31 protein-coding genes are annotated in these 25,512 nt (G+C 67.8%); 10 read left to right on the top strand and 21 right to left on the bottom strand.

The features are described 5' to 3' along the window. Together FDA38_RS16595 and def (FDA38_RS16590) are read left to right on the top strand one after the other, a co-directional pair. Positions 1–816 (top strand): LLM class F420-dependent oxidoreductase, encoded by an 816-nt coding sequence (locus FDA38_RS16595; protein WP_137254913.1) that lies wholly within the window; start codon positions 1–3, stop codon positions 814–816. A 74-nt stretch (positions 817–890) separates the two neighbouring features. Next, positions 891–1,496: a peptide deformylase gene (gene def, locus FDA38_RS16590; RefSeq protein WP_137254912.1), complete on the top strand. Its 606-nt coding sequence runs from the start codon at positions 891–893 to the stop codon at positions 1,494–1,496. Position 1,497: 1 nt separating this feature from the next. Here def (FDA38_RS16590) and FDA38_RS16585 read toward each other — a convergent pair whose 3' ends face one another. Genes FDA38_RS16585 through cobT form a run of 5 tightly spaced genes read right to left on the bottom strand, consistent with a single transcriptional unit; the run spans position 1,498 to position 5,673 of the window. After that, positions 1,498–2,046, bottom strand: a complete 549-nt coding sequence (locus FDA38_RS16585) for an AAA family ATPase (RefSeq protein ID WP_137254911.1) — start codon at positions 2,044–2,046, stop codon at positions 1,498–1,500. Beyond that, positions 2,025–2,552, bottom strand: coding sequence for a GNAT family N-acetyltransferase (locus tag FDA38_RS16580; RefSeq protein ID WP_137254910.1), 528 nt, complete (start codon positions 2,550–2,552; stop codon positions 2,025–2,027). Before FDA38_RS16580 ends, FDA38_RS16585 begins: the two co-directional genes overlap by 22 nt. Before the next feature lie 9 nt (positions 2,553–2,561). Next, on the bottom strand, positions 2,562–3,368 hold the full coding sequence (locus tag FDA38_RS16575; RefSeq protein WP_137254909.1) for a TrmH family RNA methyltransferase: 807 nt from the start codon (positions 3,366–3,368) through the stop codon (positions 2,562–2,564). Then, complete coding sequence (gene cobA / locus FDA38_RS16570; protein WP_137254908.1) at positions 3,365–4,573, bottom strand: uroporphyrinogen-III C-methyltransferase; 1,209 nt, start codon at positions 4,571–4,573, stop codon at positions 3,365–3,367. The genes FDA38_RS16575 and cobA overlap by 4 nt, the downstream gene beginning before the upstream one ends. Then, the gene (cobT, locus tag FDA38_RS16565) at positions 4,570–5,673 is read right to left on the bottom strand and encodes a nicotinate-nucleotide--dimethylbenzimidazole phosphoribosyltransferase (RefSeq protein ID WP_233714758.1); all 1,104 of its coding nucleotides are present in this window, start codon (positions 5,671–5,673) and stop codon (positions 4,570–4,572) included. Before cobT ends, cobA begins: the two co-directional genes overlap by 4 nt. A gap of 87 nt (positions 5,674–5,760) precedes the next feature. Between cobT and FDA38_RS16560 the strand changes: the two genes are divergently transcribed. Then, positions 5,761–6,291: a YbhB/YbcL family Raf kinase inhibitor-like protein gene (locus FDA38_RS16560; RefSeq protein WP_137254907.1), complete on the top strand. Its 531-nt coding sequence runs from the start codon at positions 5,761–5,763 to the stop codon at positions 6,289–6,291. Between the two features lie 38 nt (positions 6,292–6,329). Here FDA38_RS16560 and FDA38_RS16555 read toward each other — a convergent pair whose 3' ends face one another. Continuing rightward, positions 6,330–6,785 (bottom strand): DUF7144 family membrane protein, encoded by a 456-nt coding sequence (locus FDA38_RS16555; RefSeq protein ID WP_137254906.1) that lies wholly within the window; start codon positions 6,783–6,785, stop codon positions 6,330–6,332. Positions 6,786–7,012: 227 nt separating this feature from the next. On the opposite strand from FDA38_RS16555, the gene FDA38_RS16550 reads away from it, so the two are divergent. Further along, positions 7,013–7,462, top strand: a complete 450-nt coding sequence (locus tag FDA38_RS16550; protein ID WP_137254905.1) for a DUF6069 family protein — start codon at positions 7,013–7,015, stop codon at positions 7,460–7,462. An 11-nt stretch (positions 7,463–7,473) separates the two neighbouring features. Here the strand turns inward: FDA38_RS16550 and FDA38_RS16545 are convergent, their stop codons facing one another. After that, complete coding sequence (locus FDA38_RS16545) at positions 7,474–7,884, bottom strand: hypothetical protein (RefSeq protein ID WP_137254904.1); 411 nt, start codon at positions 7,882–7,884, stop codon at positions 7,474–7,476. Positions 7,885–8,501: 617 nt separating this feature from the next. Then, entirely contained in the window at positions 8,502–8,882 is a 381-nt protein-coding gene (locus FDA38_RS16540; RefSeq protein ID WP_137254903.1) for a YchJ family protein, read from the bottom strand. A 163-nt stretch (positions 8,883–9,045) separates the two neighbouring features. Between FDA38_RS16540 and FDA38_RS16535 the strand changes: the two genes are divergently transcribed. Continuing rightward, complete coding sequence (locus tag FDA38_RS16535; RefSeq protein WP_137254902.1) at positions 9,046–9,843, top strand: hypothetical protein; 798 nt, start codon at positions 9,046–9,048, stop codon at positions 9,841–9,843. On the opposite strand, the gene FDA38_RS16530 is transcribed toward FDA38_RS16535, so the two are convergent. Next, positions 9,832–10,965: a DNA glycosylase AlkZ-like family protein gene (locus FDA38_RS16530; RefSeq protein WP_137255503.1), complete on the bottom strand. Its 1,134-nt coding sequence runs from the start codon at positions 10,963–10,965 to the stop codon at positions 9,832–9,834. The two genes, FDA38_RS16535 and FDA38_RS16530, sit on opposite strands and share 12 nt — an antisense overlap. A 64-nt stretch (positions 10,966–11,029) precedes the next feature. Here FDA38_RS16530 and FDA38_RS16525 point away from each other — a divergent pair, with 64 nt between their 5' ends. Then, the gene (locus tag FDA38_RS16525) at positions 11,030–11,902 is read left to right on the top strand and encodes a GNAT family N-acetyltransferase (protein ID WP_137254901.1); all 873 of its coding nucleotides are present in this window, start codon (positions 11,030–11,032) and stop codon (positions 11,900–11,902) included. On the opposite strand, the gene FDA38_RS16520 is transcribed toward FDA38_RS16525, so the two are convergent. After that, a complete protein-coding gene (locus FDA38_RS16520; protein ID WP_137254900.1) occupies positions 11,889–12,272 on the bottom strand; it encodes a hypothetical protein in 384 nt (127 codons plus the stop codon). The two genes, FDA38_RS16525 and FDA38_RS16520, sit on opposite strands and share 14 nt — an antisense overlap. Before the next feature lie 70 nt (positions 12,273–12,342). Further along, complete coding sequence (locus FDA38_RS16515; RefSeq protein WP_137254899.1) at positions 12,343–12,828, bottom strand: winged helix-turn-helix domain-containing protein; 486 nt, start codon at positions 12,826–12,828, stop codon at positions 12,343–12,345. Between the two features lie 57 nt (positions 12,829–12,885). Between FDA38_RS16515 and def (FDA38_RS16510) the strand changes: the two genes are divergently transcribed. Further along, positions 12,886–13,515 carry a peptide deformylase gene (gene def, locus FDA38_RS16510; protein WP_137254898.1) on the top strand — a complete coding sequence of 210 codons (630 nt, stop codon included), beginning with the start codon at positions 12,886–12,888 and terminating at the stop codon, positions 13,513–13,515. Here def (FDA38_RS16510) and FDA38_RS16505 read toward each other — a convergent pair. Continuing rightward, positions 13,508–13,867: a MerR family transcriptional regulator gene (locus tag FDA38_RS16505; RefSeq protein ID WP_137254897.1), complete on the bottom strand. Its 360-nt coding sequence runs from the start codon at positions 13,865–13,867 to the stop codon at positions 13,508–13,510. The two genes, def (FDA38_RS16510) and FDA38_RS16505, sit on opposite strands and share 8 nt — an antisense overlap. A gap of 69 nt (positions 13,868–13,936) precedes the next feature. Here FDA38_RS16505 and FDA38_RS16500 point away from each other — a divergent pair, with 69 nt between their 5' ends. After that, complete coding sequence (locus FDA38_RS16500) at positions 13,937–14,251, top strand: DMT family transporter (RefSeq protein WP_137254896.1); 315 nt, start codon at positions 13,937–13,939, stop codon at positions 14,249–14,251. An 11-nt stretch (positions 14,252–14,262) separates the two neighbouring features. Continuing rightward, the gene (locus FDA38_RS16495; RefSeq protein WP_137254895.1) at positions 14,263–14,613 is read left to right on the top strand and encodes a DMT family transporter; all 351 of its coding nucleotides are present in this window, start codon (positions 14,263–14,265) and stop codon (positions 14,611–14,613) included. A 15-nt stretch (positions 14,614–14,628) separates the two neighbouring features. Here the strand turns inward: FDA38_RS16495 and FDA38_RS16490 are convergent, their stop codons facing one another. From FDA38_RS16490 to FDA38_RS16465, 6 genes are all read right to left on the bottom strand, one after another. Next, positions 14,629–15,936 (bottom strand): MGH1-like glycoside hydrolase domain-containing protein, encoded by a 1,308-nt coding sequence (locus tag FDA38_RS16490; RefSeq protein WP_137254894.1) that lies wholly within the window; start codon positions 15,934–15,936, stop codon positions 14,629–14,631. A gap of 448 nt (positions 15,937–16,384) precedes the next feature. After that, positions 16,385–17,269 (bottom strand): carbohydrate ABC transporter permease, encoded by an 885-nt coding sequence (locus tag FDA38_RS16485; RefSeq protein WP_137254893.1) that lies wholly within the window; start codon positions 17,267–17,269, stop codon positions 16,385–16,387. After that, positions 17,269–18,228, bottom strand: a complete 960-nt coding sequence (locus FDA38_RS16480) for a carbohydrate ABC transporter permease (RefSeq protein ID WP_137254892.1) — start codon at positions 18,226–18,228, stop codon at positions 17,269–17,271. The genes FDA38_RS16485 and FDA38_RS16480 overlap by 1 nt, the downstream gene beginning before the upstream one ends. Then, positions 18,225–19,508 carry an ABC transporter substrate-binding protein gene (locus FDA38_RS16475; protein WP_137254891.1) on the bottom strand — a complete coding sequence of 428 codons (1,284 nt, stop codon included), beginning with the start codon at positions 19,506–19,508 and terminating at the stop codon, positions 18,225–18,227. The genes FDA38_RS16480 and FDA38_RS16475 overlap by 4 nt, the downstream gene beginning before the upstream one ends. 219 nt (positions 19,509–19,727) lie before the next feature. Continuing rightward, entirely contained in the window at positions 19,728–21,863 is a 2,136-nt protein-coding gene (locus tag FDA38_RS16470; RefSeq protein ID WP_137255502.1) for a 3-hydroxyacyl-CoA dehydrogenase NAD-binding domain-containing protein, read from the bottom strand. Positions 21,864–21,868: 5 nt separating this feature from the next. Next, complete coding sequence (locus FDA38_RS16465) at positions 21,869–23,089, bottom strand: acetyl-CoA C-acetyltransferase (protein ID WP_137254890.1); 1,221 nt, start codon at positions 23,087–23,089, stop codon at positions 21,869–21,871. Between the two features lie 62 nt (positions 23,090–23,151). On the opposite strand from FDA38_RS16465, the gene FDA38_RS16460 reads away from it, so the two are divergent. Beyond that, positions 23,152–23,886: a MerR family transcriptional regulator gene (locus FDA38_RS16460; protein WP_233714757.1), complete on the top strand. Its 735-nt coding sequence runs from the start codon at positions 23,152–23,154 to the stop codon at positions 23,884–23,886. On the opposite strand, the gene FDA38_RS16455 is transcribed toward FDA38_RS16460, so the two are convergent. The 3 genes from FDA38_RS16455 to FDA38_RS16445 are packed head-to-tail and all read right to left on the bottom strand — an operon-like array spanning position 23,883 to position 25,470. Next, on the bottom strand, positions 23,883–24,146 hold the full coding sequence (locus tag FDA38_RS16455) for a DUF6510 family protein (protein ID WP_137254889.1): 264 nt from the start codon (positions 24,144–24,146) through the stop codon (positions 23,883–23,885). The genes FDA38_RS16460 and FDA38_RS16455 overlap by 4 nt on opposite strands. Beyond that, entirely contained in the window at positions 24,143–24,904 is a 762-nt protein-coding gene (locus FDA38_RS16450) for a ferredoxin reductase (protein WP_137254888.1), read from the bottom strand. The genes FDA38_RS16455 and FDA38_RS16450 overlap by 4 nt, the downstream gene beginning before the upstream one ends. Next, positions 24,874–25,470 (bottom strand): sulfite oxidase-like oxidoreductase, encoded by a 597-nt coding sequence (locus FDA38_RS16445; protein ID WP_137254887.1) that lies wholly within the window; start codon positions 25,468–25,470, stop codon positions 24,874–24,876. The genes FDA38_RS16450 and FDA38_RS16445 overlap by 31 nt, the downstream gene beginning before the upstream one ends. Between the last annotated feature and the right edge of the window lie 42 nt (positions 25,471–25,512).

Raw genomic sequence — 25,512 nt, 5'->3', positions numbered from 1 at the left:
ATGACAGCTTCCGAGTCCACCGACCGTCCGTACGGCGCCTTCCCGGTACGGATCGGTCTGCAGGTCCAGCCCCAGCACGCCCAGTACGCCGACATCCGGCGTACCGTCGCCGCGGCCGAGGAGATCGGCGTCGACGTGGTGTTCAACTGGGACCACTTCTACCCGCTCAGCGGTGAGCCCGAGGGTCTGCACTTCGAGTGCTGGACCATGCTGGCTGCCTGGGCCGAGGCGACCGAGCGGGTCGAGATCGGCGCCCTGGTCACCTGCAACTCCTACCGCAACCCCGACCTGCTCGCCGACATGGCGCGCACGGTCGATCACATCAGCGACGGCCGGCTGATCTTCGGCATCGGCTCCGGCTGGTTCGAGAAGGACTACGACGAGTACGGCTACGAATTCGGTACGGCGGGCGGCCGGCTGGACGCCCTCGGCGAGGCGCTGCCGCGGATCGAGCAGCGCTGGACCAAGCTCAACCCGAAGCCGACCCGCGACATCCCGGTGCTGATCGGTGGCGGCGGCGAGAAGAAGACGCTCAAGCTGGTGGCGCAGCACGCGAACATCTGGCACGGCTTCGGCGACGCCGAGACGATCGCGCACAAGCACGCCGTCCTCGACGAGCACTGCAAGACGATCGGGCGCGACCCGGGCGAGATCGAGCGTTCGGTCGCCGTCGGCGACAAGCGTCCGGAGGAGACCGGCAAGCAGCTGCTCGACGTCGGCACCCGGCTGTTCACCGTGCACGCCGGCGGTCCCGACTACGACCTCGGCCTGCTCCGCGAGTGGGTCACCTGGCGCGACGAGGTCAACGCCAAGTAACGCCTGTTGCCGGGTGGTCGCCGAGCGCGGCCACCCGGCAGTCCGCGCGGCAGCGATGGCCTAAGATTTCCGGCATGTCTACGTTGCCTGGGAACGGTTCGGTGCGGCCTATCACCCGCTGGGGTGAGGATGTCATGCACCGGGTCAACAAGCCCGTCACCGACTTCGGGGACGAGCTGCAGACGCTGATCGCCGACATGGTCGCGACGATGAACGCGGCCGAGGGTGTCGGCCTGGCCGCGAACCAGGTCGGTGTCGACCTGCAGGTCTTCGTGTTCGACTGCCCCGACAAGGACGGCAACCGGGTGCAGGGCGTCGTGTGCAACCCGACGGTCGAGGTTCCGGAGGGCAAGGACCGCAATCTGGACGAGGGCGACGAAGGCTGCCTGTCGCTGCCCGGAGCGTTCACCAAGTGCGCCCGCCCGGACTTCGCGAAGGTCACCGGCGTCGACGAGCACGGCGAGCCGGTCAGCTTCGAGGGCAATGGTCTGCTGGCCCGCTGCCTGCAGCACGAGACCGACCACACCCAGGGCATGGTGTTCGGCGACCGGCTGTCGCGCAAGTACAAGAAGCGTCTGTTCGCGGAGGCCGAGGAGTTCGCCCCGGACTACCCGTCCGACTGGCCGGTCTCCCCGATGATCGAGCACGAGGACGACCACGAGGACACCCCCGCCACCTGATCTACCAGCGGGCCTTCTCCAGATCGATCTCGTCGACGGTCTGGGCCGGGGTCTGCCCGGTGGTGTCGAGCCACAGACCCCGGCGCGGAGTCTCGTCGAGGCTCGCCATCAGCGCGCGTACGCCGTCCTCCAACGAGGACCCCCAGTCCCGGTACGAATTGTTGCCGCCACGCCCGATCTCCCGCTCGACGATCGACTCGACCGACGGCACGAGTACGACCAGGTACGGGTCGACACCCCGCAGCCGCGAGAACCATCGCTCGACGTGCTCCCCCAGGACGATGTCGCTGCAGACGAAGTCGAATCCGGCATCGGCGTAGTGCTGCGCTACGAGAGCGCTCGCGTCGTACCGCAGCTCCAACTGACGGACCGCCTCAGCTGACGGCTCCGGGGTCATGATCTCCGCGCCGGCGACGACGCCGCGGTAGAACACGTCGCCGTCGAGGGTCGCCGCGGGCGGACCCATCCTTGCCGCGAGCAACGGTGCGATCGTGGACTTCCCGGCCGCCTGCATCCCGGCGACGAGCACTACCTTCTGCTTGTTCGCCATGCCTCCGCCGTCAGCGCGTAGATGGTGGCGTCGAACGGTACGCCGTCCTCCGTCAGCACCGCCTCGTGGTCGAAGCTCATCCCGAGCCGGCGCATGACCGCGATGCTACGGACGTTCGGGGTGTCGGTCACGGCAATAATGCGCGGCAGGTCGAGCACCGTGAACCCGTGCTCGATCCAGGAGGCCGCGGCCTCACTCGCGTAGCCGTGGCCCCAGTACTCGCGGGCCAGCCGCCAGCCGATCTCGAGATCGTCCGGGTACCACTGCTCCTTCGACAGACCGCAGGCGCCGAGAAAGACACCGTCCGTACGACGCTCGACGGCGAGGAACCCGTACCCCTGGGCCGCGTACAGCTCGTTGATCCCGGCCGCGTCCCGGTCGCACTCGGCCCGGCTCAGCGGGCCTCCGAGGTACTGCGTGACCTGCGGGTCCGCGTTGAGGGCGGCCCACGGGTCCAGGTCCGTGTCGCGGAACGGGCGCAGTACCAGGCGTTCCGTCGTACGCATGGCTCCCCCTCAACGAGTGGCGTAGAACGCTACTGCAGCTGAGGATGCCACGTTGAGGGAGTCGACGCCGCCTGCCATCGGGATGCGTACGGTCAGGTCTGCCTGTTCGAGCACGTGCGGCTTGAGGCCGTGGCCCTCGGTGCCGAAGATCAGCGCGAGCTTGTCGTCCTTGCGGTCGGCCAGCTCGTCGAGCGTGATCGAGTCGTCGGCGAGCGCCATCGCGGCGGCGACGTACCCGTTCTGCTGGAGGAGTCGCAGGTCGCCGGGCCAGTTCTGCAGGCGCGTCCAGGGGACCTGGAAGACGGTTCCCATCGAGACCTTGATCGAGCGGCGGTAGAGCGGGTCGGCGCAGGTCGGCGTCACCAGGACGAGACCGACGCCGAGCGCGGCCGCGGCCCGGAAGCCGGCGCCTACGTTGGTGTGGTCAACGATATCGTCGAAGATTGCGATCCGGCGTACGTCGTCGGTCAGCAGATCTGTTAGCTGGACAGCCGCGCGACGCTTGTACGACGCGAGCGCGCCGCGGTGGACGTGGAACCCGGTGACCTGCTCGGCCAGCTCCTCCGACACGACGTACACAGGTGTGTCCGGCCATTTGTCGAGCACGTCCTGCAATGAGTCCAGCCAACGTGGGGCGAGCAGGAAGGACCGTGGTTCGTACCCGGTCTCCGCGGCCCGCCGGATGACTTTGGCGCCCTCGGCAATGAACAAGCCATGCTCTTCTTCGAGCAACCGCCGCAGATTGACCTCACGCAACTGCACATAGTCAGCCAGCCGCGGATCCGCCGCGTCCTGGATCTCGACCAATTGACTCATCGTGCTTGCGCAGCCACATCAACCACGTTGCCGATGACAACAATCGCCGGAGCGCCGACGCCCTCGTCCTTCATCGCCTGAGCGATCCCCGCCAGATCGGATGTCACCATCCGCTGACCCGGGAGCGTCCCGTCCGCGATCGCCGCCGCCGGCGTCTCCGCAGGCTTGCCCCCGGCAACCAACCGCTCGGCGATCGCCGGCAGGTTCTCCACCGCCATCAGCAACACCAGCGTCCCGTGCAGCTGCGCCAGCGCATCCCAGTTGACCAACGAGTCGGGGTGTGACGGCGGAATATGCCCCGAAACCACCGTGAACTCGTGCGTCACCCCGCGATGCGTCACCGGGATCCCCGACACCGCCGGCACCGAGATCGAGCTGGTGATCCCCGGCACTACCGTCCACGGCACCCCGGCCTCAGCACACGCCAGCGCTTCCTCAAAACCCCGGCCGAACACGTACGGATCCCCACCCTTGAGCCGTACGACGACCTTCCCGGCGCGCCCGCGCTCAACCAGGATCCGGTTGATCTCCTCCTGCTGCGCCGCCCGCCCGCGCGGCAACTTCGCCGCGTCGAACAGCTCGACATCGGGATGCAACTCGTCCAGCAACGGCTGCGGCGCCAAGCGATCCGCCACCACCACATCAGCCTCGGCCAGCAACCGCCGCCCGCGCACCGTGATCAGATCCGGATCCCCCGGTCCGCCACCGACCAGGTACACCCCTGGTCGCCGATCCACGTCCCGCGCAGCCAACTCACCTGTCCGCAGCCCCTCGAGAATCGCGTCCCGTACGGCGGCCGACTTCCGGTGATCGCCCCCGCCCAGTACGCCGATCGTCACGTTGTCGTGCTGCCCCGACGCCGGCGTCCACGCGGTCGCCCGGGAACGGTCGTCGGAACGCACACAGAAGATCCGCCGCTCCTCAGCCTCGGCCGACACCCGATCGTTGACCGAGGCATCATCCGTAGCCACCACGACGTACCAGGCGCCGTCGAGATCACCGTCCTCGAACCCGCGCTCGATCCACGTCAGCGACGGGTTACCGAGCAGGCCCTCGATGGTCGGTGTGATCGACGGCGAGATCAGGTCGATCCGAGCACCGGACTCGAGCAACCGCGGGAGCCGGCGCTGCGCGACCCCGCCTCCGCCGACGACGACCACGCGCCGCCCGTCGAGGACGAGACCGGACAGGTACTGATGCGTCACTGACCGATCCCCGCGTCCTCGAAGGTTGCCATCTCGGCGAGCGCGCGCACGGCGCAGGTCAGGATCGGGTACGCGAGCACCGCGCCGGTCCCCTCACCGAGCCGGAGATCGAGGTCCACGAGCGGCTGCAGGCCGAGCTTCTTCAGCGCGACCGCGTGACCGGGCTCGGCGGACCGATGGCCGGCGACGCAGTAGTCGATGACGGCCGGGTGGAACGCCTGCGCCACGAGCGCGGCCGCACCGGCGATCACGCCGTCGAGGATCACGGGCGTGCGGTTGGCCGCGGCCCCGAGGATGTATCCGGTCAGCGCGGCGTGCTCGAGACCGCCGTACGCCTGGAGCGCCTTGAGCGGGTCGGACGCCGCTACGTCGTGGAGCGCGAGGGCCGCCCGTACGACGGAGGTCTTGTGGGCGAGCGCCGCGTCGTCGATGCCGGTCCCGCGGCCGGTGACGGCGTCCGCGGTCGCGCCGGTGAAGGTCGCGATCAGGGCGGCGGAGGCGGTCGTGTTGGCGATGCCCATGTCGCCGGTCAGCAGGCAGCGGTACCCGTCCTGGATCAGCTTGTCCGCGAGCTCGAACCCGACGGCGATCGCCGCGCGGGCCTCGTCCTCGGTGAGCGCGTCGGTCTGGGACAGGTCGCGGGTGCCCGGGCGGACCTTCGCGTGGACGATGTCCAACTGCTCCACCGGCGTCGCCACGCCGACGTCCACGACCCGTACGTCGACCCGGTTGTTCGCCGCGAACGCGTTCACGGCGGCACCGCCGGCGGCGAAGTTCGCCAGCATCGCGGCGGTCACCTCCTGCGGCCACGGCGAGACATTCTGAGCGTGTACGCCGTGATCCGCCGCAAACACCGTCACCACGGCGGGCTGCGGCACCTGCGGCGGGCAGGTCCCGGTCATCCCGGCCACCCGCACGGACAGCTCCTCGAGTACGCCGAGCGACCCGGCCGGCTTCGTCAGCTGCGCGTGCCGCTCCTCGGCCGCCCGCATCGCCGCCGCGTCCGCGGGAGCGATCCGCTCCAGATACTCGTCCACCACGCCGTCCACTGAATCCTCCATCAGTTCCTGGGCCACGCCGTACCGGCTCGATCTTCGCATCTCCGATCGGGTGCCCTGGGGTGGGTCGGCGGGATGTGGACAGTAATGTCGGAATCACCACACGTCGCACCTCTCGGAGGATCACAGATGTCGCTCGATCGTCCCGTCGCCCCGGACCCGTACGAACTGCTCCCCAAGACGGGCTCGTTCACCGTCACCAGCACCGATGTCGCCGACGGTCAGCCGCTGTCCGACGACCACGCGTTCGCGGGTGGGAACAAGTCGCCGCAGCTCAGCTGGTCCGGGTTCCCGGCGGAGACCAAGGCCTTCGTCGTCACCTGCTACGACCCGGACGCGCCGGTCGTCTCCGGTTTCTGGCACTGGGTCCTGGTCAACCTCCCCGCGACCGTCACCGAGCTCCCGGCCGGCGCGGGCGCCCCGGAGCGCCTCGACAACGGCGCCTTCCACGTCCGCAACGACTTCGGCGCGAAGAACTTCGGCGGCGCGGCCCCGCCCGCGGGCGACCAGATCCACCGCTACTACTTCGTCGTACACGCCATCGACGTGGAGGCACTCGACGTGGACTCCGACGCGTCCCCGGCCGTAGTCGGGTTCAACCTGGCCTTCCACACGCTGGCGCGGGCCATCGTCACCCCGACGTACCAGGTCGCGGAGTGAACTGACGGGAGCCGTCTCGTTCGGGACGGCTCCCACGGTCAACTGAGCGGCGGCCTGCGTCGCTCGGCGGCGGTGAGATCGGCCGCCTCCTGGCCGCTCCATTGGGTTCCGCCCGAATCGCCAAGCGCGTCGCGTACTCCGCTCCACCGGGCGGTGAGCGCGAACAGCACGAGCACGTCCAGCGCGATCATCAACAACCCCCAGACCGGATAGGCGCCGAGCCAGGCGACCTGCGTGACAGCGTGCAGACAGACGAGCACGATCGCGGCGATCCTTGCCCACGTCTGTGCCATCAGCAGACAGGCGCCGACCCCGATCAGGAGAAGGCCGAAGATCAGGATCAGCCATCCCCAGGCGGTCACGTCGACGATGATCAGGTTCTCCCGGGTGATCACCAGGCGCTCGTCCGAGAACAGCGCGATGAACCCCTCGAAGACGTTCACCAGACCGGTCATCATGAGCAGCGCGCCGGCGAACACGACGACGCCGGTCATCGCCGCCCAGCCCTTTTCGCAGCCATCCTGCCGTCTCCTCTCGTGCGGTGGGCCGCCACCGAGCCGGCGACAGATCACCCCTGGATGGTGTCCCGGCGGCCGCTCGGGCACCTCACCCCATCCGGATGAGTGCCCCCGCCCAGCGCGCCCCGCACCTAGGACGCCCGAGCGCCGACTCAACCGGATGGGGTGATGAATTCGCCGCGATCTCCGGTCAGGCTCGGGGAATGACGCCTCAACCCCCGCAAGGCGGTGCGCCACCGATCGCGGCCGCCCGACTCTGGTCGGCCGGCGCCGCAACCGCCGTGGTGACGGCCCTGATAGCGGTCGTCGGCATCCTGCTCGCCCGCGGCGTGTTCGACATCCCGGTCCTCGCCCCCGAGGGCGAGGGCACCTGGGGCGACGCCGACACGATGACGTACGCCCTGTTCTGCGCCTTGGCAGCCCTCGTCGCCACAGGCCTGCTCCACCTGCTCCTGGCGTCCACCCCACGCCCGTTCGAGTTCTTCGGCTGGATCATCGCCCTGGCCACCGTCGCAGCCGCAGCCGCCCCCTTCGTCGCCGGCGGCGAAACCTCCTCAAAGATCGCCACCGCCGTCATCAACCTCGCCGTAGGAGTAGCAATAGGCACCCTACTGACCAGCGCCGGCCGCACCGCAACCCGAGCCATCCGGTAGCTCAGTCCGGTCTACCGGATCCTCTCGGCCTCGACGCGATCAAAGGCACCGGCCGGGTAGACGAAGACTCGTTTGACAGTCGTGATCGGCTGCTCGGCACCGAGAAACGCAGTTCCCTTCGCACCTGGAAGCAAATAGAAGTTGCTCGAGTTCGACAACTCGATCCCTTGGTTGTACTTCATGGCATCGCCTGCGAACGAATCTCGCCAGGTGTCAACGTAGTTGCTGATCGACGTTGCCTCGATCTGTTTCCCGTCGTTGGTGACGACCACGACCTCGTACATGTTGATCGTGTCGTCCGACTGATTGTCCACCTGCGCGATCAGGTACGTGATGGGTCGCGCGTTGGCGGCCCGCCGGTAGTCGCCGTACGGCTCCAGCCGGGGGTCCTTGATGTTCGCGGGTACCTGGATCGTGCCCACCGCACCGTGGTACGAGAACGTGTACGTCCCAGGGCCCGTCAGAGCACGACGTGCCGGTGCCGGGCTGGTTGGACTGTCTCTCGGCGGCGGCGATGTCACCAGCACTCTGGGTGTCGGCGCCTGAGAAGTGCTCTGTGGCGCCTCAACCTTGCTCGGTGACGCCGATGGCGCGTTGATGACACACCCCGCGCAACCAACGAGCAATCCGGCTGCGACCAACAGCTTCGATCCCAACCAGCGATGACTGATCCCCATGATGTTCCCCCCTCGCGGCACCGCCCCCAGCGCCGACCCGGGCAATTATCGACCCGTCATGCCCCGACGTACACCCGTCACCCTGCCTTGAGGGTCAGCTCCGCGGGGCTGTAGGTGGCTGGGAGGCTTTGGCCCAGTGGGTGATTTGGTATGCGGCGCTGTCGGGGGTTGGGGGGCCGCCAGAGAGCTCAGTTGCGGTCATTTCGGTGGTTTGTAGTCGAACTTTGCGAAGGCGATGTCCGCTCGAGGTATTCGGGTGCTTCCGATCAGATGTAGGTAGATCAGTTCGTCGTCGGTCAGGCGGAGGACGGTCAGCGTCGGGCGATGGGTACCCCATCTGCGGGTCTGGCGGCTCGGTCAGTTCAGAGAGCTGCGACGTAGACCCAGTGGCCGGCTTCGCGGGTGAAGGTGCTGTTTTCTTGTTGTATGCCGGGGGTGCCGGCGGCGGTGTAGTGGGCGCGGAACTCGACGGTGCCGTCGGAGTGGAAGGGGCTGCCGCCGGTGGTTCCGATGATCTGCAGGCCGGTCCACTCCCGGGTGGTGTCGAAGTCGATGTGGGCCGGGCGGGTGGTCAGCGACCACGTCTGCTGCAGGTACGGCGCGTTGTGCATCACGAAGGCGGTGTAGCGGGAGCGCATCAGCTGCTCTGCGGTGGACGCGGTTGTCTCGCCGCGGTGGAGCGGGCCGCAGCAGGCGGCGTACGGCGCGTCTTGACCGCAGGGGCAGGTCGAGAGGGCTGGCATGGAGTGATTGTCGCCGATCGGTCGGCCGACTGCGTGATCTACTGCCGTGATGAACCGACCAAGCGGCGGTGGCTCTGGGGCGACGGAGGCGGCTCGGTGGCGGCGTGAAGCTGTGGGCCCCGTGGTGGAGGCGTTTGCGGCAGCCGATGGAGTTGACGCAGTGATGGTGAGTGGGTCGACCGCACGCGGCGATGCGGATCGGTGGTCGGACGTCGAGGTCGGGGTGTTCTGGGAGCGGCGACCCACGCTGGCTGAGCGGGTGGCGGTGGCTGATGCTGCGCGAGCAGCGGATATCCGGACGGTGAATGAGGGCTCGCCGCCTTGGTACGACCACATCTACCTCGGCGCCGCGCGACCCGACGGTCTGATGGTCGAGGTCGTGCACACGTTGACCTCTGCCGCCGAAGACATGCTGGACGACGTACTCACCGACCACCGCCCCGACGGACCCAGCCTGGACGCGATCAAGGGCGTCGTGGACGGTCGCGACGTCCGCGGCCGGCGTGCCGACGTTGTCGCCCGCTGGCAGGAGCGCGCGCGGACCTATCCCCGGGAGCTCGCGATCGCCGTCGTACGGCGGGACGGGAACATCGAGCAGTTCTGGCGCTGGCAGATGCTCGTCGACCGCGACAACCCGCTTCTGCTCGCCCGCGAGTTCATGCGTATCGCGAGCCAGCTGCTGACCGTCCTGCACGCCCTCAACGGCATGTACTGCGGCCATCCGTCCGCGTTCAAACGCCTCGACAACCTCGACCTGTCGTTGGCGCCACCATCATTGGCCGCCCGTATCCGAGCCGTCTTCAACCGCCCCGCGCCCGAAGGCGCCCAACTACTGCAAGACCTCGTCGAAGAAACCTACGACCTGATCGAACTCCACCTTCCCGAGGTGAACGTCGGCCTCCTCCGCGCCAACTTCCGCAGCAACCGCAAGCCCCTCGACGCGCTCCCCTCAGCTGATTGACAGCTGCGGATCACGCACCGGCATACTCGCGACCTCCGCCTCCACAGCCTCGTACTGCGCCGCCCCCAGCTTCTCGGCCAGCACCACGCTGACCCGCCCGCCCTTCCGCCCCCACGCGCCGACGATCCGTCCGTCGACCAGCAATCCGTTCGGATGAAAGGAATCCGCGACCGGCGTCAGCTCCCGCAGACCGGGGCCCACGAACCGGCCGCCGTGATCCCGCCCGAACAACCGTAGATCCGATGCCACCAGCAACCGAACCCCACGCGGCGACGTTGCCGATCGCAACGACTCCTCGTCCGCCCGAAGAATCCACCCGGCAACGCCGTCGAAGTCGACCTCGACCAACTCGTCAGCCAGCAAGTCCCAGACGGTGCGGGCGTCGGCCGGCGACAACCCGGACCACCACGAGAACGCCTTCGGCGTTGTGGGCCCGAAGCAACGAACATGCCGCCGACACAGCTCCACCCGAGCCGCGGCGACGTCGATCGCCGGCCGCGGCACCTCTCGCGCCCACAACGAGCTCGTGTCCCACCGCACCGCGATCCGCCCGCTCGCACACGCCTCACGTAGCTCATGCCCCATTCCGCCGCGCCGCTCACCCCCGTCCAGCCTCGCGCACAGCCGGTCCGCGAGTAGGTCGATCCGCCGTACTGCGTCCGCGTCGAGCGGCAACCGCCCCAGCGTGAACACCCCGAAATCACGCACCGGCAGCACATACACCGCCGCCCGCGGACTGTACGTCTGGATCAACGTCGGATGCTCCCAGTCCGACGGCACGCACCCCGCCATCCGCGCATGCAGCCCGAGCAGCGCGTCCCGGGGCGCGGTGTCCTGTAGACCGACGTACGCCGCCTGCTCGTGCGATCCCGTCGGCAACCGATCGACCAGGTGGTTGACGTGCAACCGATAGGCGACGGCCTGCTCCCGCCTGATCATGCTCAGTTTCGCCTGACTGTCGCGGGCCAGCCCGGAGCCCCGTTCTCGTGCATCCGCGTCCCGATCCTGCGCGGCTCGACGCTGACCAGCGTCCCACGGCGCCGGGCCGTCCTGGTACGACGCATCCCACGGCCGGCCCGACATCCGCTCGTGGCTGGTCGGTTGCCGCGTGCGGTCGGACATCGTCGTACCCTTCGTTGCCTGGAGGTGTCCTCCCATCCTTACCCCAAGCGAAGGGTCCACCCAGATGCTCGAGACATCTCGGCTCGATCTCGTGAAGTTCGAGCTGGAGCGCGATCTGCCGGCGTTGCACGCGATGTTCTCGGATCCGGAGTGGGCCCGGGGTGGATACATGACTCCGACGACGACCGAGAGCGAGTCGCGGGAGCGGTTGGAGCGCGAGTTCGGCGACAACGGCGGCTGGACGTGGGTACTGCGGGTTCGGCCCGAGACGACCGCAGTCGGCGTGATCGCGGTGTTCTCGGATCAAGGCAGCTCTATCCGCGGGCTGAGCTGGTACCTGCAGCGCGATCGATGGGGCGCCGGGCTGATGAGCGAGGCGGCTCGCACCGTCGTCGACCACTTGCTCGAGCAACCGTCGATCACCGGCGTCGAGGCGTGGATCGACTCACGCAACGTACGGTCGCTCGCCGTCGCCCGGTACGCCGGCCTCGACCTCGTCGGCCGACTGCCGCGGACCTTGCCCGGCGAGATCGCACAGTCCGTCGTGATGGGCCGCGCCGCGAAGCCGACCGATCCGACCACGTTCGGGATCATGCCGGTGCTCGAGGTCCGCGACCTCGCCGCCACCGCGCGGTTGCTGTGTGAGCTGCTCGGGCTCCAGATCCGGTTCGAGCTCGACGGCCTCGTGCATCTCGGCTTCACCGAGTGGAACGGTCAGAGCGGCTTGGAGGTACGGCGCGCAGCCGGTGCCATCTCGCCCGCGACGATCACGTTCGACGTCGGCGTACTCGTCGATCCTCTGTACGACGCCGCGCTAGCCGCCGGCCTGGTCGAGTCGACGGCGCCGGAGGACACGTCGTGGTACCGGCGTACGTTCACGTTGGCGCTGCCGGAAGGACACCGGCTGACGATCTCAGGCCCGGTCAGAGGTAGCTGACCAGCATGATCGCGCCGACGCCGAGCGCCAGCCCACACAGGACCGCGCCGACCACGGCCAGCGGCTTCCCGCGCCGGGGGCCGATCAGTCCCGCGATCGCGAGCCCGACACCCGGCAGCGCGAACGGGAAAGCGGCGTACTGGCGGAATCCCGTCATGTCGATGGGCAGGAACGGCGCCACCAGGGCGGCGAGCCCGAGGACGAAGGCGAGGACGCCCAGCAACGCCGTACTCTTCCGCTGTGCCGGGATCGGCCGAGGCTGCCAAGCAGGGTCGGTCGGATCCTGCGAGTAGTCGGGCCAGAGGTGCTGCGGATACCCGGCGCCTCCTTGCTGCTGGTTGGCGTTGCGGTCCGGCTGGCCGTAGGTCATGGGAACTCCGTAGTCGACTGGGTGCCGTCTCCTGCGCTGACGCGGTGAGTTCCCGGGCGGTTCCCTCGATCTACTGCTCTTCACGAAGCGGGAAGGCGCGGATGATCACCGCGGTCGGTGTCGCAGCGTCCGATCTCGGCTCGGAGCCGACGAAGTCGCGGAGTACCCGATGCAGGCGGGCGCGCAGTTCGGCGAGCTCCCCGTCGGCCAGCGTCACCACCTCGCTGAACGCGAAGTCCTCGTCGTCGGACGTCTTCGCGGTCAGCCAGCTCGCGTACGCCGTGTCCTCGAGCTCGCGGTTGAGCGTCGCCTGCTCGACCCGCATCCGCCGCCACGGCTTCACCCGCCCCGCCGCGCCCGGCACCGCCTCGATCACCCCGAGCGCCTCCAGCCGTCGCAGGTGGAACGAGCACGACCCCGTGCTCTCCCCCAGTTCCCGCGCCGCGATCGTGGAGGTCGTCGTACCGTCCCGGTCGATCAGGTCCAGCAGCGCTTCCCGCAGCGGATGCGCGCGGACGACGTCGCGGCGGTTCGGCGTACTGCGTTGCTCGGCCATGCCGCATCCTAACTCGGAGCTTTGCAAAGCTCAGACTTTGCAGACTACGATCTTTGTATGCCGACGTACATCCAGGGGCGCCTGAGCCGCCGCCTGCCCGAGCTGACCGACGAGGTACGGCGCGGCACGCCCCGGCGGATCACGGAGTACGGCGAGGAGATCCTGCACCGACCGTGCCGGCCGGTGACCGAGTTCGGCGCGGCGCGCTGGGGTGCGCTGATCGACGACATGTTCACCACGATGTGGATCGCCGAGGGCTGCGGCCTCGCCGCGAACCAGGTCGACGTCGACGCACAGCTGTTCGTCTACGACCTCACCGACGAACACGGCGACCGCCACGTCGGCCACGCGTTCAACCCTCGCATCGAAACCATGACCGCCCTCTTCGGCACCCAACCCGGCACCGAAGGCTGCCTCTCCCTCCCCGGCGCCAACGCCCACCTCCCCCGCCCCACCCGAGCCACCCTCCACGCCCAAGACCTGGAAGGCCACCCCTTCACCCTCGACTCCACCGGCTACCTGGCCCGCTGCCTGCTCCACGAAACCCAACACCTAGCCGGCACGCTGTACGTCGACCACCTGACCCCGCGCGCCCACACGACAGCCGTGAACGAGTCCGCGCACAACCGCGCCGAGATCCTCACCCATCGCGCCAACCGGGAGCGCGCGCTCAGCCTGCTCAGCTAGCCGCGGTCGGGATGCTGACGTCCTGGCGGAGGGCTTGGAGGACCTCTAGTTCTCGGTCTATTTCGCGGCGTTTGGCTTCGAGGCGCTCGACTCCTTCGGCGAGGAGGACCTCGAGTACGCCGGTGCGCTCGGCCGGGGGTGCCTCCAGGCATGGGAGCAACTCGCCGATGGTCGCGCTGCCCAGACCGGCTGCGAGTAGGTGCTGGATCATCACGACCCGCTCGACCATCGGCTCGTCGAACTCGCGCCAGCCGCCGGCGGTGCGGTCCGAGCGGATCAGGCCCTGCTCCTCGTAGTACCGCAGGGAGCGCGTGCTGACGCCGGTGGCGTCCGCGAGTTCTCCGATGCGCATGGACCCAGTCTTGCACTTCACACCGGTGTGAAGTCTGACCCTGATGAGGCACCCCTTGAAAGGAACCTCATGCACTGGCTCTACCTGTCCATCGCCGTGGTCTTCGAGATCGCCGTAGCGATCTCCGCCGGCAAGGCCCAAGGCTTCACCCACCGCGCCTGGACCGCGTCAACTCTCATCACCGGCGCCCTAGGCACCTACTTCCTCAGCCGAGCCCTCCTCACCTTCGACGTAGGCGTCGGCTACGCCCTGTGGACCTCACTAGCCGGCGTCGGCATCACACTGCTCGGCGCCCTGCTCTTCGGCCAGCAACTCACCTGGCGCAAGGCAATCGGCATCACCCTCGTCATCGGCGGCGTCGTCGGCCTCCAACTCACCGTCTGAGGAGCCTCCCCATGTCTCCGCGCACCGCCTGGCTCACCTTGCTCATGGCCGGCGTCTTCGAGATCGGATACGCCCTCTCCGTCGCCGGCAGCCACGGCTTCACGGTCCGGACCTGGTCCGCCGTCGCCGTCGTGTTCTTCCTGCTCACGCTCTGGGCGCTCAGCCGAGCCCTCCGCACGATCGAAGTCAGCATCGGGTACGCCGTCTGGGCCGGCATCGGCGCCGTCGGCGCCGCCGCCCTCGGCCCGGTCTTCTTCGACGAGACCCTGTCCGCAACGAAAGCCCTGTGGCTGGCCGTCATCATCACCGGCGTCATCTGGCTGAAACTCGCCGACCGCCCAACCCCAGGTACTGCAAGCTGAGCGGATTCTGCACTGCTACGAGTCCAGGGTGATCTCGATCGTGTGGTGTCCGTGCAGGGAGGCCGGTACGCCGTACTTCGTGGACGCGATGCCATCGAGGTGGAAAGAGCGGATGACATTGCCCGTACCGCGAAGGGTCACTGTCAGGACTGCGTCGCGGTAGCGTACGCCGCTGAGCGTGACATTGCCCCAGCCGGACGGAAGTGACGGTGCGAAGGTGAGGCCGCGGCCGTCGAACGTCATTCCGAACAGGCCGGTGTGCATCATGTCGATGAATGCCGTCGCCGACCAGGTCTGGTCGGGCTGCGACTCCCAGCGGCGTTTCAGGACGCCGGTCGCGCCCTGGTAGCCGCCCTCGACGGCACCTGTGTTCCCGTCGTAGATCTCCCAGAAACCGCCACTGTCCCTGACCAACTCCGCGAGCAGCCTGGTCTCGGTTGCGAACCCCTCCACATCGCCGTGCCCAGCCAGGCCCTTTGCCCAGAGTCCTTGCACGAGCGGCCAGACGATCGCGTTGTGCCGTCCGGGTTCGACGCTGGAGTACCTGGCCCAGTGCGGATAGGTGTCGGGCATGCCCCAGGTCATCCGCTGCGCACTTGAGATCAGGGAACTGGCCTGCGCGGCGTCGGCGATCCCGAAGAGCAGGCTGAACGCCAGTCCTGTGCCTTCCTGGTACGGGCCTGGCCTCCCGTCAGCGGTGAGCTCATAGTTGTAGCTTCCGGTTCGCGGGTTCCAGAAGTGTTGGTTGATCGCCTGCCTGATCGCTGCCGCCTTGGCTCGATGGCCATCAGCCGGCCGGCCGAGCGCCTCCGCCATCTCGGCCGCACGCACGTAGGCCGCGTAGTACAGGGCGTTGGTGCTCAGGTACATGGCGGAGACGACATCCGGGTACGACGTACTCTCGCTGCCCCGCGACTCGTCCCCGCCCGCCGTCGGCGCCGGGAATCCGGAGACGCCGTCGTTGAAGAACGACGGACCGGTGAAGAGGCCGTACCGGGCGTCGCGGCCGAAGACGGCGGCCTGCTCGCGGAGGGCGAGCGTGTGCGTGACAACGTCGTACGCACGCTGCAGGAAGTCCCGGTCGCCGGTCACCAGATAGTGGTGCCAGGCACCCACAGTCCAGATCACCTGATCCCACTGCTGGCTGTCCTGCTGCACCATGAGCTTGCCCGCGGCATCCTTCTCGACCACCGCCCACAGCGTGTTCGCCGCGAGCGCAGGCGCCAGCAAGCTCGTCGCGTTCCAGCTGTTGATCGTCGCATCCCGCGTCCACGGCTGCGCGTAGCCACCTCCGGCCCGGACCATCCCGACCCCCGGATCCATCAGCCCACTCCTGGCATGCACCTCGCCGAACGGAACGGTATTGATCCCCAGCAAGTTCTCGAGCGCCGCCCCATAGGTCGCCCTGTACAGTCCCTCGCTGGCCGCATCCTCAAACCGCAACACCGGCCGACAGTCTGTCGTCGTCATACCCCCATTCCATCAGTCACACAGACCAGCCCATGCAGCACAGGCCAGCGTGCCCGGCGTAGGCGGCGTGGGCGGCAACAAACAGCCGCCGCGCAGCGGTGACCGATCTGCGCGTGGCGGTGGATAGCGCGAGCGGTGGCCGGGTTGTTCGCCCAGCCACCGCAGCTGCCGCCGAGTTCCTTCACCCCACCGACACAGTTGCCACGCCGACAACTCCCACCACGCGATCACACGCGCCCACCCGCCGAAGGCGGCAAAAGAACTGTCGCCGCGCAGCGGTGTCCTTTCGCGGGTGTCCCTTTCAGTCTTTGATGCCGGATTGGGTTACGCCTTGGATCAGGTAGCGCTGGAGGAAGGCGAAGATGAGGACCAGTGGGAGGATCGAGACTGCGACCGCCATGAAGAGTTCGTGGATGTTGATGGTTTGGGCGGTGATGAAGGTCGACATCGCGACCTGGATGGTCCAGGAGGACGAGTCCTGGCCGATCACCAGTGGCCACAGGAACGAGTTCCAGTTGCCGATGAAGGTGATGGCCGCCAGCGCCGCGAAGAACGGCAAGGAGTTCGGTACGACGATCCGCCAGAACACCCCGAAATACCCGGCGCCGTCGACCCGCGCCGCCTCCTCCAGCTCCCGTGGGAACCCGAGGAAGTACTGCCGGAACAGGAACGCCGCAAACCCGCTGAACAACGTCGGGATGATCAGACCCCGCAGCGACGACACCCACCCGAGCGACGACACCACGATGAACGACGGGATGAACGTCACCGCACCCGGGATCATCAACGTCGCCACGATCGCGTAGAAGATCTTGTCCGCGTGCCGATAAGGGATCCGCGCCAACCCGTACCCGGCCATCGATGCCAGCAGCAACTGCCCGGCCGTGCCCAGGATGCCCACGACCGCGGAGTTGTACAGCGCCCGCGCCATCGGCACCTGGGTGTCGTCGAACAGCTCCTTGATATTGCTCCACTGCAGATGCGTCGGGAACAACGTCCACGTCGGCGCGGTGATGTCCGCCTCGGTCGACAGCGCGTTGCGCAGGATCAGGTAGAACGGCAGCAGGAACAGCACGACCGCGATGAACAGCGCGATCCACCGCAGCACCATCCCGACCCGGCCCCACGCGCTGCGGCTGAAGCCGATCGGTTGCGGCGTTCCCGTCGTACGCTCCGAGACTGCCATCAGTCGCCCGCCTTTCCGAAGCCGAAGATCCGGCTCTGCAGCAGCGTCACGATCATGATGATGACCGCGAGGATCAGCGCGCCGGCCGAGCCGTGCCCGAGGTCCTGGATCGAGCCGAGCGAGATGCCGTACAGGTACACCAGCGGCGGCCGCGCGTAGTTCACGTTGCCGATCAGGTTGTAGAACTCGTCGAACGCCTGGTACGCCGCGATCAGGTTCAGGATCAGTACGGCGACCGACGTCGCCCGCAGCTGCGGCAGCGTGATGTAGCGGAACACCTGCCACCCGGGCTTCGCCCCGTCGACGTACGCCGCCTCGTAGAGCGTCGGCGAGATCCGCTGCAAGCCGGCGATGAACAGGATCATGTAGAACCCGAGCTGCAGCCACAACCGCACCGTGACCAGCGGGAGCCAGTACCACGGCGGCGAGACCGTCGACAGCCACGCGATGTTCTCGACCCCGAACCAGCCGAGCACGGTGTTCGCGAGACCGAACCGGACGCCGTTGAAGATCGACAACCGCCAGATCAGCGACGCGACGACGTACGAGCACGCGGTCGGCAGGAAGAACACCGACCGGAAGAACGCCCGCGCGATCTTGACCTGGTTGACCAGCAACGCCAGCACGAGCGAGAGCACGAACGTCAGCGGCACGATGAACACCGCGAAGATCGTGAACGTACCCAGGCTCGACAGGAAGTTGTGGTCGGTGAGCATGTCGATGTAGTTGCGCAGACCGACGAACTTCGAGGGCGTCGCGGTGTTGTACGCCTCGAAGAAGCTGAGGACGAGACTCCAGATGATCGGCAGGTAGGAGAAGATCAGCAGGCCGAGGACGAACGGCCCGACGAACACCCAGAACCACAGGGTGTTGCCGGCGATGCCCTTCCGCCGGCGTCGTCCACCCCGCTGCTCACCAGAAGCAGCGGGGTCCGTGCGCGCCTTGACGGTAGCGCTCATCCGAACAACCGGGAAAGCTCGGCGTTGACGGTCTTCTCGGCCTTCGCGATCTCGGCGGCTGGGTCGGCTCCCTTCTTGATGACGTTGGTCAGGACATCGGTGAGCGCCGTGTTCATCTTCGGCGTCCAGGCCGGGTTGTCGGTGAACCCGTGGTCCTGCGTCAGCTTCACCGTCTCCGCGGCGACACCGCTCTGCAGCTTGGCGGCCTTGGCGGCGAGGCTCTTGCGCGGCGGGATGTGGAAGCCGTAGTTCAGCGACCAGTCCTCCTGGTCGGCCTCCTGGTCGATCCACAGCCACTTCACGAACTTCTTCGCCGCGTCGACGTTCGGGCTCTTTGCCGAGACGAACTGCGTCCACCCGCCGGAGTACACGGCCGCCTTGTGCTGCGCGTCGAGCGCCGGGAACGCGATCACGCCGAGGTCGTCACCGAGCGCCTTCTGCATCCCGGGCACGGCCCACATGCCGATCCACTGCATCGCCACCAGGCCCTGGTTGATCGCGCTCGGGTCGGTCCAGTCCGTCGGCGAACCCAGCAGCACCGCCTTGCTCGCGTACAGCTCGTGCAGCTTGCCCAGCGCCTTGGCCTGGTCCGCACCGGTGAAGCCGATCTTGTTGTCGTCGGTCAGCAACGTGCCGCCGCCGGCGTGGATCGCCGGCCCGCCGAGCGCGTTGCCGCCGTCGTTGCCGACGAAGATCCCCTTCATCTTGTTGGTGGTGAGCTCCTTGGCCGCGGAGATCAGGTCGTCGATCGTCTCCGGCGGTTTGATCCCGGCCTTGTCCAGCAGGGACTTGCGGTAGTAGATGACCTGCGGGTCGACGATCATCCGGATGCCGTAGATCTTGCCGTCCACGGTGTTCGTGGCCAGGTCGCCCGGCTGGAAGTCGTCCTTGACATCGGCCATGATGTCGTCGAGCGCCACGACCTGGTTGCTCTTCACCATGCCGATGTTGAGCTGGCTCTCGAAGACGTCCGGGCCCTTGTTGGACAACAGACCCGAGGAGAGCTTGCTGCCGTAGTCACCCGGAGTCCATTGCACGGTGACGTTCGCGTCGGTGTAGGCCTTGGCGTACTTCGTCGCCGCCTGCTGCGTGCCGGTTTCGCCGTACTGGTGGTACCACTGCGACAGGTTGACCTTCGACCCGCCGTCTCCGCCCCCTGAGGACGGTCGGCCGGTATTGCCGCCGCAGGCCGCGGTGAACGCGGCGAGTGCGGCCAGTCCACCGGTCCGCTTGAGTAGATCCCGCCGGGTCAGACCGGCGTTCGGAACATGAGCAGGCATGAATTCCACCTTCCCGAGAGGGAACGTCGCAGGGGTACGACGCACGGTTCCGAGTTACTTAACGTCGTTAAGCATCTCCGAGTTTTCGCACAACCTACTACAGGTCAATCGTTGTAGAAGTGCCAGCACAATGTCTCAAAAGCGCGCCCGGCGCAAGACCGGACGCGCTCTTCTTTGTTCGAATGTGTGGAGTTTGCTTGAGTTGGTATCGGCTCGTGATCAGCCGAAGATCTCGCCGGTCGCCGCCTTACGGACGAGCAGTGCCGGCGGCTCGAAGCGTGCACCGTATACAGCGGCCAATTCGCGGGCCCGGGCTGCGAAAGCGCTTAGCCCGTAGGCGTTGACGTACTGCAGCGCACCACCGTGCAGCGGCGGGAACCCGATCCCGAAGATCGATCCGATGTTGGCATCGGGCACCGATCGGAGCACACCCTCGTCGAGACACTTCACCGTTTCGAGCGCCATCGCGAACAGCATCCGCTCCTGCAGATCGATCAGCGGTACGGCGTTGTCATGCGCGAAGTGTTCCCACAGTCCTGGCCACAAATGCTTCGGACCCTCCGACGGATAGTCGTAGAAGCCCGCACCCGCAGCCTTGCCGCGCCGGTCGAACTCGTTGACGAGTCGATCCGCAACCGCCATCCCGGGATGCTCGTCGAACGCACCGGCGCTGTCGCCGGCCGCGCGGGCGGCATCGCGGATCTTCTGCGGCAGCGTTAGCGTGACCTCGTCCAGCATCGCCAGCGGCGGCGCCGGGAAGCCGGCCAGGGTCGCGGCCCGCTCGATCATCACCGGGTCGATACCCTCGGCAACCATCGCGGCGCCTTCCATCACCAGCGTCCCGAACACCCGCGACGTGAAGAACCCGCGGCTGTCGTTGACCACGATCGGCGTCTTCTTGATCTGCCGTACGACGTCGTACGCCGCCGCGATCGCCCGGTCCGAGGTCTTCTCGCCGACGATCAGCTCGACCAGCGGCATCCGGTCGACCGGCGAGAAGAAGTGCATGCCGATGAAGTCGTCGGGCCGGTCGATCCCGTCGGCGAGCGAGGTGATCGGCAGCGTCGAGGTGTTCGAGCAGAGCAACGCATCCGGCTCGACCACGCCCGCGATCTCGGCGAACACCTTCTGCTTGAGACCCGCGTCCTCGAAGACGGCCTCGATCACCAGGTCGCACCCGGCGAGATCGTTCGGGTCGCCGGTCGGCGTGATCCGGCTGAGAAACTCCTCGACGTCCGAGGCCGACAGACGCCCCTTCGACACCTGCTTGGCGAGCAGCTTCTCGGAGTACTCCTTGCCGCGCGCGGCCGCATCGAGCGAGACGTCCTTGAGCACCACCTCGATGCCCACCTTGGCGCACACATAGGCGATCCCGGCACCCATCATCCCGGCGCCCAGGACGCCGACCTTTCGCGCGGAGTAGCGAGGTACGTCGGCCGGCCGCGACCCGCCGGCGTTGATCGACTGCAGATCGAAGAAGAACGCCTGGATCATGTTCTTCGCGATCTGCCCGGTGGCGAGCGAGACGAAGTAACGCGACTCGATCCGCGAGGCGGTCTCGAAGTCGACCTGGCTGCCCTCGACCGCGGCGCTCATGATCGCCCGCGGCGCCGGGTACGGCGCGCCCTTGAGCTGCTTGCGCAGGTTCGCCGGGAAGGCCGGCAGGAACGCGGCCAGCTTCGGCGACGACGGCGTACCGCCCGGGATCTTGTAGCCGTCCTGGTCCCACGGCTGCTTGGCGTCCCCGTCGTACGCCGTGATCCACCGGCGCGCGGCATCGAGCAGGTCTTCAGCGGGGACGACCTCGTCGACGATCCCGACGCTCAACGCGTGCGCGGGCTTCATCCGCTGGCCCTGGAGCAGCACCTTCATCAGCGCATCCTGCAGACCGAGCATCCGGACCGTGCGCGTCACTCCCCCGCCGCCCGGCAGCAGACCGAGCGTCACCTCGGGTACGCCGAGTTCGATCCGGTTGTCGTCCGCAACGATCCGGTGATGGCAGGCGAGCGCGATCTCCAGCCCGCCGCCGAGCGCCGATCCGTTGATCGCAGCAACGACCGGGACGCCCAATGTTTCAAGGGTCCTGAACTGCCGCTTGACCTCCTCGATCGTGTCGAAGACCTGGGCGGCGTCGGACGGCTGGATCTGCGACAGCATCTGCAGGTTGCCGCCGGCAAAGAACGTGGATTTCGCCGAGGTCACGATCACGCCCTTGAGCAGGGCCTTCTCGGCGACCAGTCGCTCGACGGTCCGGCCCATCGCCTCGACGTACGCGTCGTTCATCGTGTTGGCGGACGCATCCGGGTCGTTCAGCGTCAGCGTGACGACACCGGCGTCGTTCTTCCACTCGATCATGCTGGTCATGCGGAGAGCCTTTCGACGATCGTCGCGACGCCCATACCGCCGCCGACGCACAGGGTGGCCAGTCCGTAGCGGAGCTCGCGCCGCTCCAGCTCGTCCAGCAGGGTTCCGATCAGCATCGCGCCGGTGGCGCCCAGCGGGTGCCCGAGTGCGATCGCCCCGCCGTTCACGTTCACCTTCTCGTGCGGTGCGCCGAGATCCTTCATGAAATGCATGACCGCCGCCGCGAACGCCTCGTTCATCTCGAACAGGTCGATGTCGCTCGCCTCCAGACCGGCGCGAGCAAGTGCCTTCCGGGCGGCCGGTGCCGGCCCGGTCAGCATGATGGTCGGATCTGCACCGCTGACACCGACCGATACCACCCGCCCGCGCGGCGCCTGACCGAGCGCCTCGCCCGCCTTCTCGTTGCCGATGGCAACCAGCGCGGCACCGTCGACGATCCCGGACGAGTTGCCCGCGTGATGCACGTGGTTGATCCGCTCGACCGCCAGATACTTCTCCAGCGCGACCGAATCGAACCCGCCGTGTTCCCCGATCGCGGCAAACGACAGCGGCAACCCGGCGAGTGTCTCGACCGACGTACCCGGCCGGACCAGCTGGTCGTGGTCGAGGATCTGCAGACCGTTGCGATCCGTCACCGGTACGACCGAGCGTGCGAAGTACCCGTTGGCCCAGGCCTTCGCGGCACGGGCGTGCGACTCGGCGGCGTACGTGTCGACGTCGGTGCGCGAGAAGCCGTCGATGGTCGCGATCAGGTCCGCGCTGATGCCCTGCGGGATGAAGCCGGTCTCGAGCGCGGTCTCCGGGTCCATCGCCCAGGCACCGCCGTCGGAGCCCATCTTCACCCGCGACATCGACTCGACGCCGCCGGCGAGGATGAAGTCCTCCCAGCCGGACCGCACCCGCTGCGCCGCCTGGTTCACGGCCTCGAGCCCGGACGCGCAGAAGCGGTTGAGCTGCACGCCGCCGGTCGTCTCCGGATAGCCGGCCATCAGTACGGCGGTCCGCGCGATGTCCATGCCCTGGTCGCCGATCGGCGTGACGACCCCGAGTACGACGTCGTCGATCGCGGCCGCGTCCAGGTCGGGATGCCGTGTCCGCAACTCCTGCAGCAAGCCGGTGATCAACTGGATCGGCTTGACCTCGTGCAGCGCGCCGGTCGGTTTGCCTTTGCCGCGCGGCGTCCGGATCGCGTCGTACAGAAACGCTTCGCTGGTCATGGTCCCGATTGTGACAGTTGAACTGTCATGATGGTCAAGTGCGGGTCGTTATGATCTCCGCCATGTCGGATGTCTCGGGGGACGACGCCACCCTGACAGTGGATGAACTGTCGGCGCGCGTCGGAATGACTGTGCGCACTTTGCGTTTCTATGCGGGTCGAGGCCTGATCCCGCCACCGATCAGACGGGGTCGCGTCGGGTACTACGGTCCCGAACACATCGCGCGCCTCGACCTGGTCCGCGAGCTCCAGGCCCACGGGTTCACGCTGCAGGCGATCGAGGGGTACCTGGATCGCATCCCGGTCGACGCGACCCCGCAGGACATCGCGCTGCACCGCACGCTGCTGACGCCGTGGATGCGCGACCTCCCGGAAACGCTCGATCGCGCCGCGCTGGTACGGCGTACCGGCCGGGAGCTCACCGACGACGACATCGAGATGCTGGTCGCGCTCGGTGTGGTCGAGCCGACGCCGGACGAGGACGTGTTCCAGGTCGCGACCGCACACCTCAGCCTCGGCGTCGAACTGCTCGACCTGGACCTCCCGGTCGAGGCGGTCCTGGACGCCGGCCGGATCTTCACCGAGCACGGCCGCGCACTCGCCGAGGAACTCACCGAGGTCTTCCGCACCAAGGTCTGGCCGCACTACCGCGACTCCGGCGGCCCGCCCGAGCACATCCAGCACCTGGTCGAGCGGTTCAAGCCGGTCACCATCCAGGGCCTGGTGCTCGCCTACGAACGAGCCGTCGGTGAGACCCAGCGCGACACGATCCGGCGTACCCAGAACAAGCCCCGTTAGGAGTTCGGGACCCGCAGGTAGGTCAGGCCCCGGAGGTCGAGGTAGGTGTCGTTCGGGGTTGTGACGACGCGGAGCAGCACGGACTCGCAGCCGGGGCAGCGGGCGATCATCCCGGGCGCGTCGACGTACAAGCGGGCCTCCGCGAAGACGCTGGTGTGGCCGCAGCCGTTGCACTGTGCGATGGCCGCGGTCAGGTCGACGGCGAACAGTTCGCTCAGGGATCCGGCCGCCGCGTTGCCGTCCAAATAGGTCTCACTCATCGCGGGCCTCCAGTCGGTCCGAAACGTTCAGTTCTCACGCGAGCCGGGTCATGTCCGGCCGCGACCAGCAGATTCGCCACCGTCTCCACGAACGGCGTCGGCCCGCACACGTACGTCGTCCCGCCGTCCTCCGGCTTGAGCGCGTACTTCGAGATCACGTCGGCATCGATCCGCCCGACGCGGGGCTCCCCCGCCGGCGCGTCCCGCGTGTACACCAGGTGCACGTCGACATCGTCCGACGCGGCCAGGTCCTTCAGATCGCTCACATAGATCACGGACTCCGGACGCCGTACGGAGTACAGCAACCGGACCGGCGTCGTACTCCCTGCCTCGGCATGCGCGCGCAGCATCGCCCGCAACGGCACGACACCCGATCCGCCGCCGATCAGCTGGACCGGCCCGTCCTGCTCCGGCTTCCAGACGAACCAGCCGCCGACCGGTCCGCGGATCTCCAGCGGATCGCCGACCTTCAGTACGTCGACCAGGTACGGCGACACCTCGCCGTCCGGTACCTGCTCGACGGTCAGCTCGATCGTCGAGGGCTGCGACTCGGACCAGGCCGACGCGATCGAGTACGAGCGCGACGCCCGGTACCCGTCGTCCGCTGTCAGCCGTACGTCGAGATGCTGGCCGGCCACATGCCCCGGCCAGTCCGGTACCTCGAGCACGATCGTCCGCGCCGTCTCGGTCTCACGCCGTACGTCGGTGACGGTGCCGACCTGCCAGGTCAGTCGCCGGCGTATCGCTGTTCTTTCCATGGGTCTCCGTACTCGTGGTAGCCGGCCGTCTCCCAGAAGCCGAGGTCCTCGGTGTCGGACAGCACCAGGCCGCGGACCCACTTGGCGCTCTTCCAGAAGTACAGGTGTGGGACGAGCAGCCGCGCCGGTCCGCCGTGCTCGGGGTCCAGCGGCTCGCCGTCGAACTCGTAGGCGATCCAGGACTGCCCGTCGAGCAGGTCGTCCATCGGCAGGTTCGTCGTGTAGCCGCCGTAGCTGTGCGCCATCGCGTAGTCCGCGCCGGTCTCGACGTCCGCGAGCAGTGTGTCGAGCGAGACGCCCTTCCAGGTCGTCTGCAGCTTCGACCACCGGGTCACGCAGTGGATGTCCTTGGTGATCTCCTCGGCCGGTAACGCCATCAGCGCGGCCCAGTCCCACTTGTACTTCTCGCCCGTCTCGCTGGTGACGGTGAACTCCCAGTGCTCCGTCAGCACGTGCGGTGTCGGCCCGGCTGACAGGACCGGGAAATCCCGGGTCAGGTACTGCCCGGGCGGGAGCTCCGTCCCGCCCCGCCGCCGACCGGTGAACCCCGGAGAAACGATGCCCATGGCGACCTCCCTCGATGCCTGAGGGCAGTCAATCACGCCCGC

It is taken from the genome of Kribbella jiaozuonensis (assembly GCF_005233875.1).
Taxonomy (GTDB): Bacteria; Actinomycetota; Actinomycetes; order Propionibacteriales; family Kribbellaceae; genus Kribbella; species Kribbella jiaozuonensis.
This window is presented reverse-complemented; position numbering and strand designations above follow the sequence as displayed.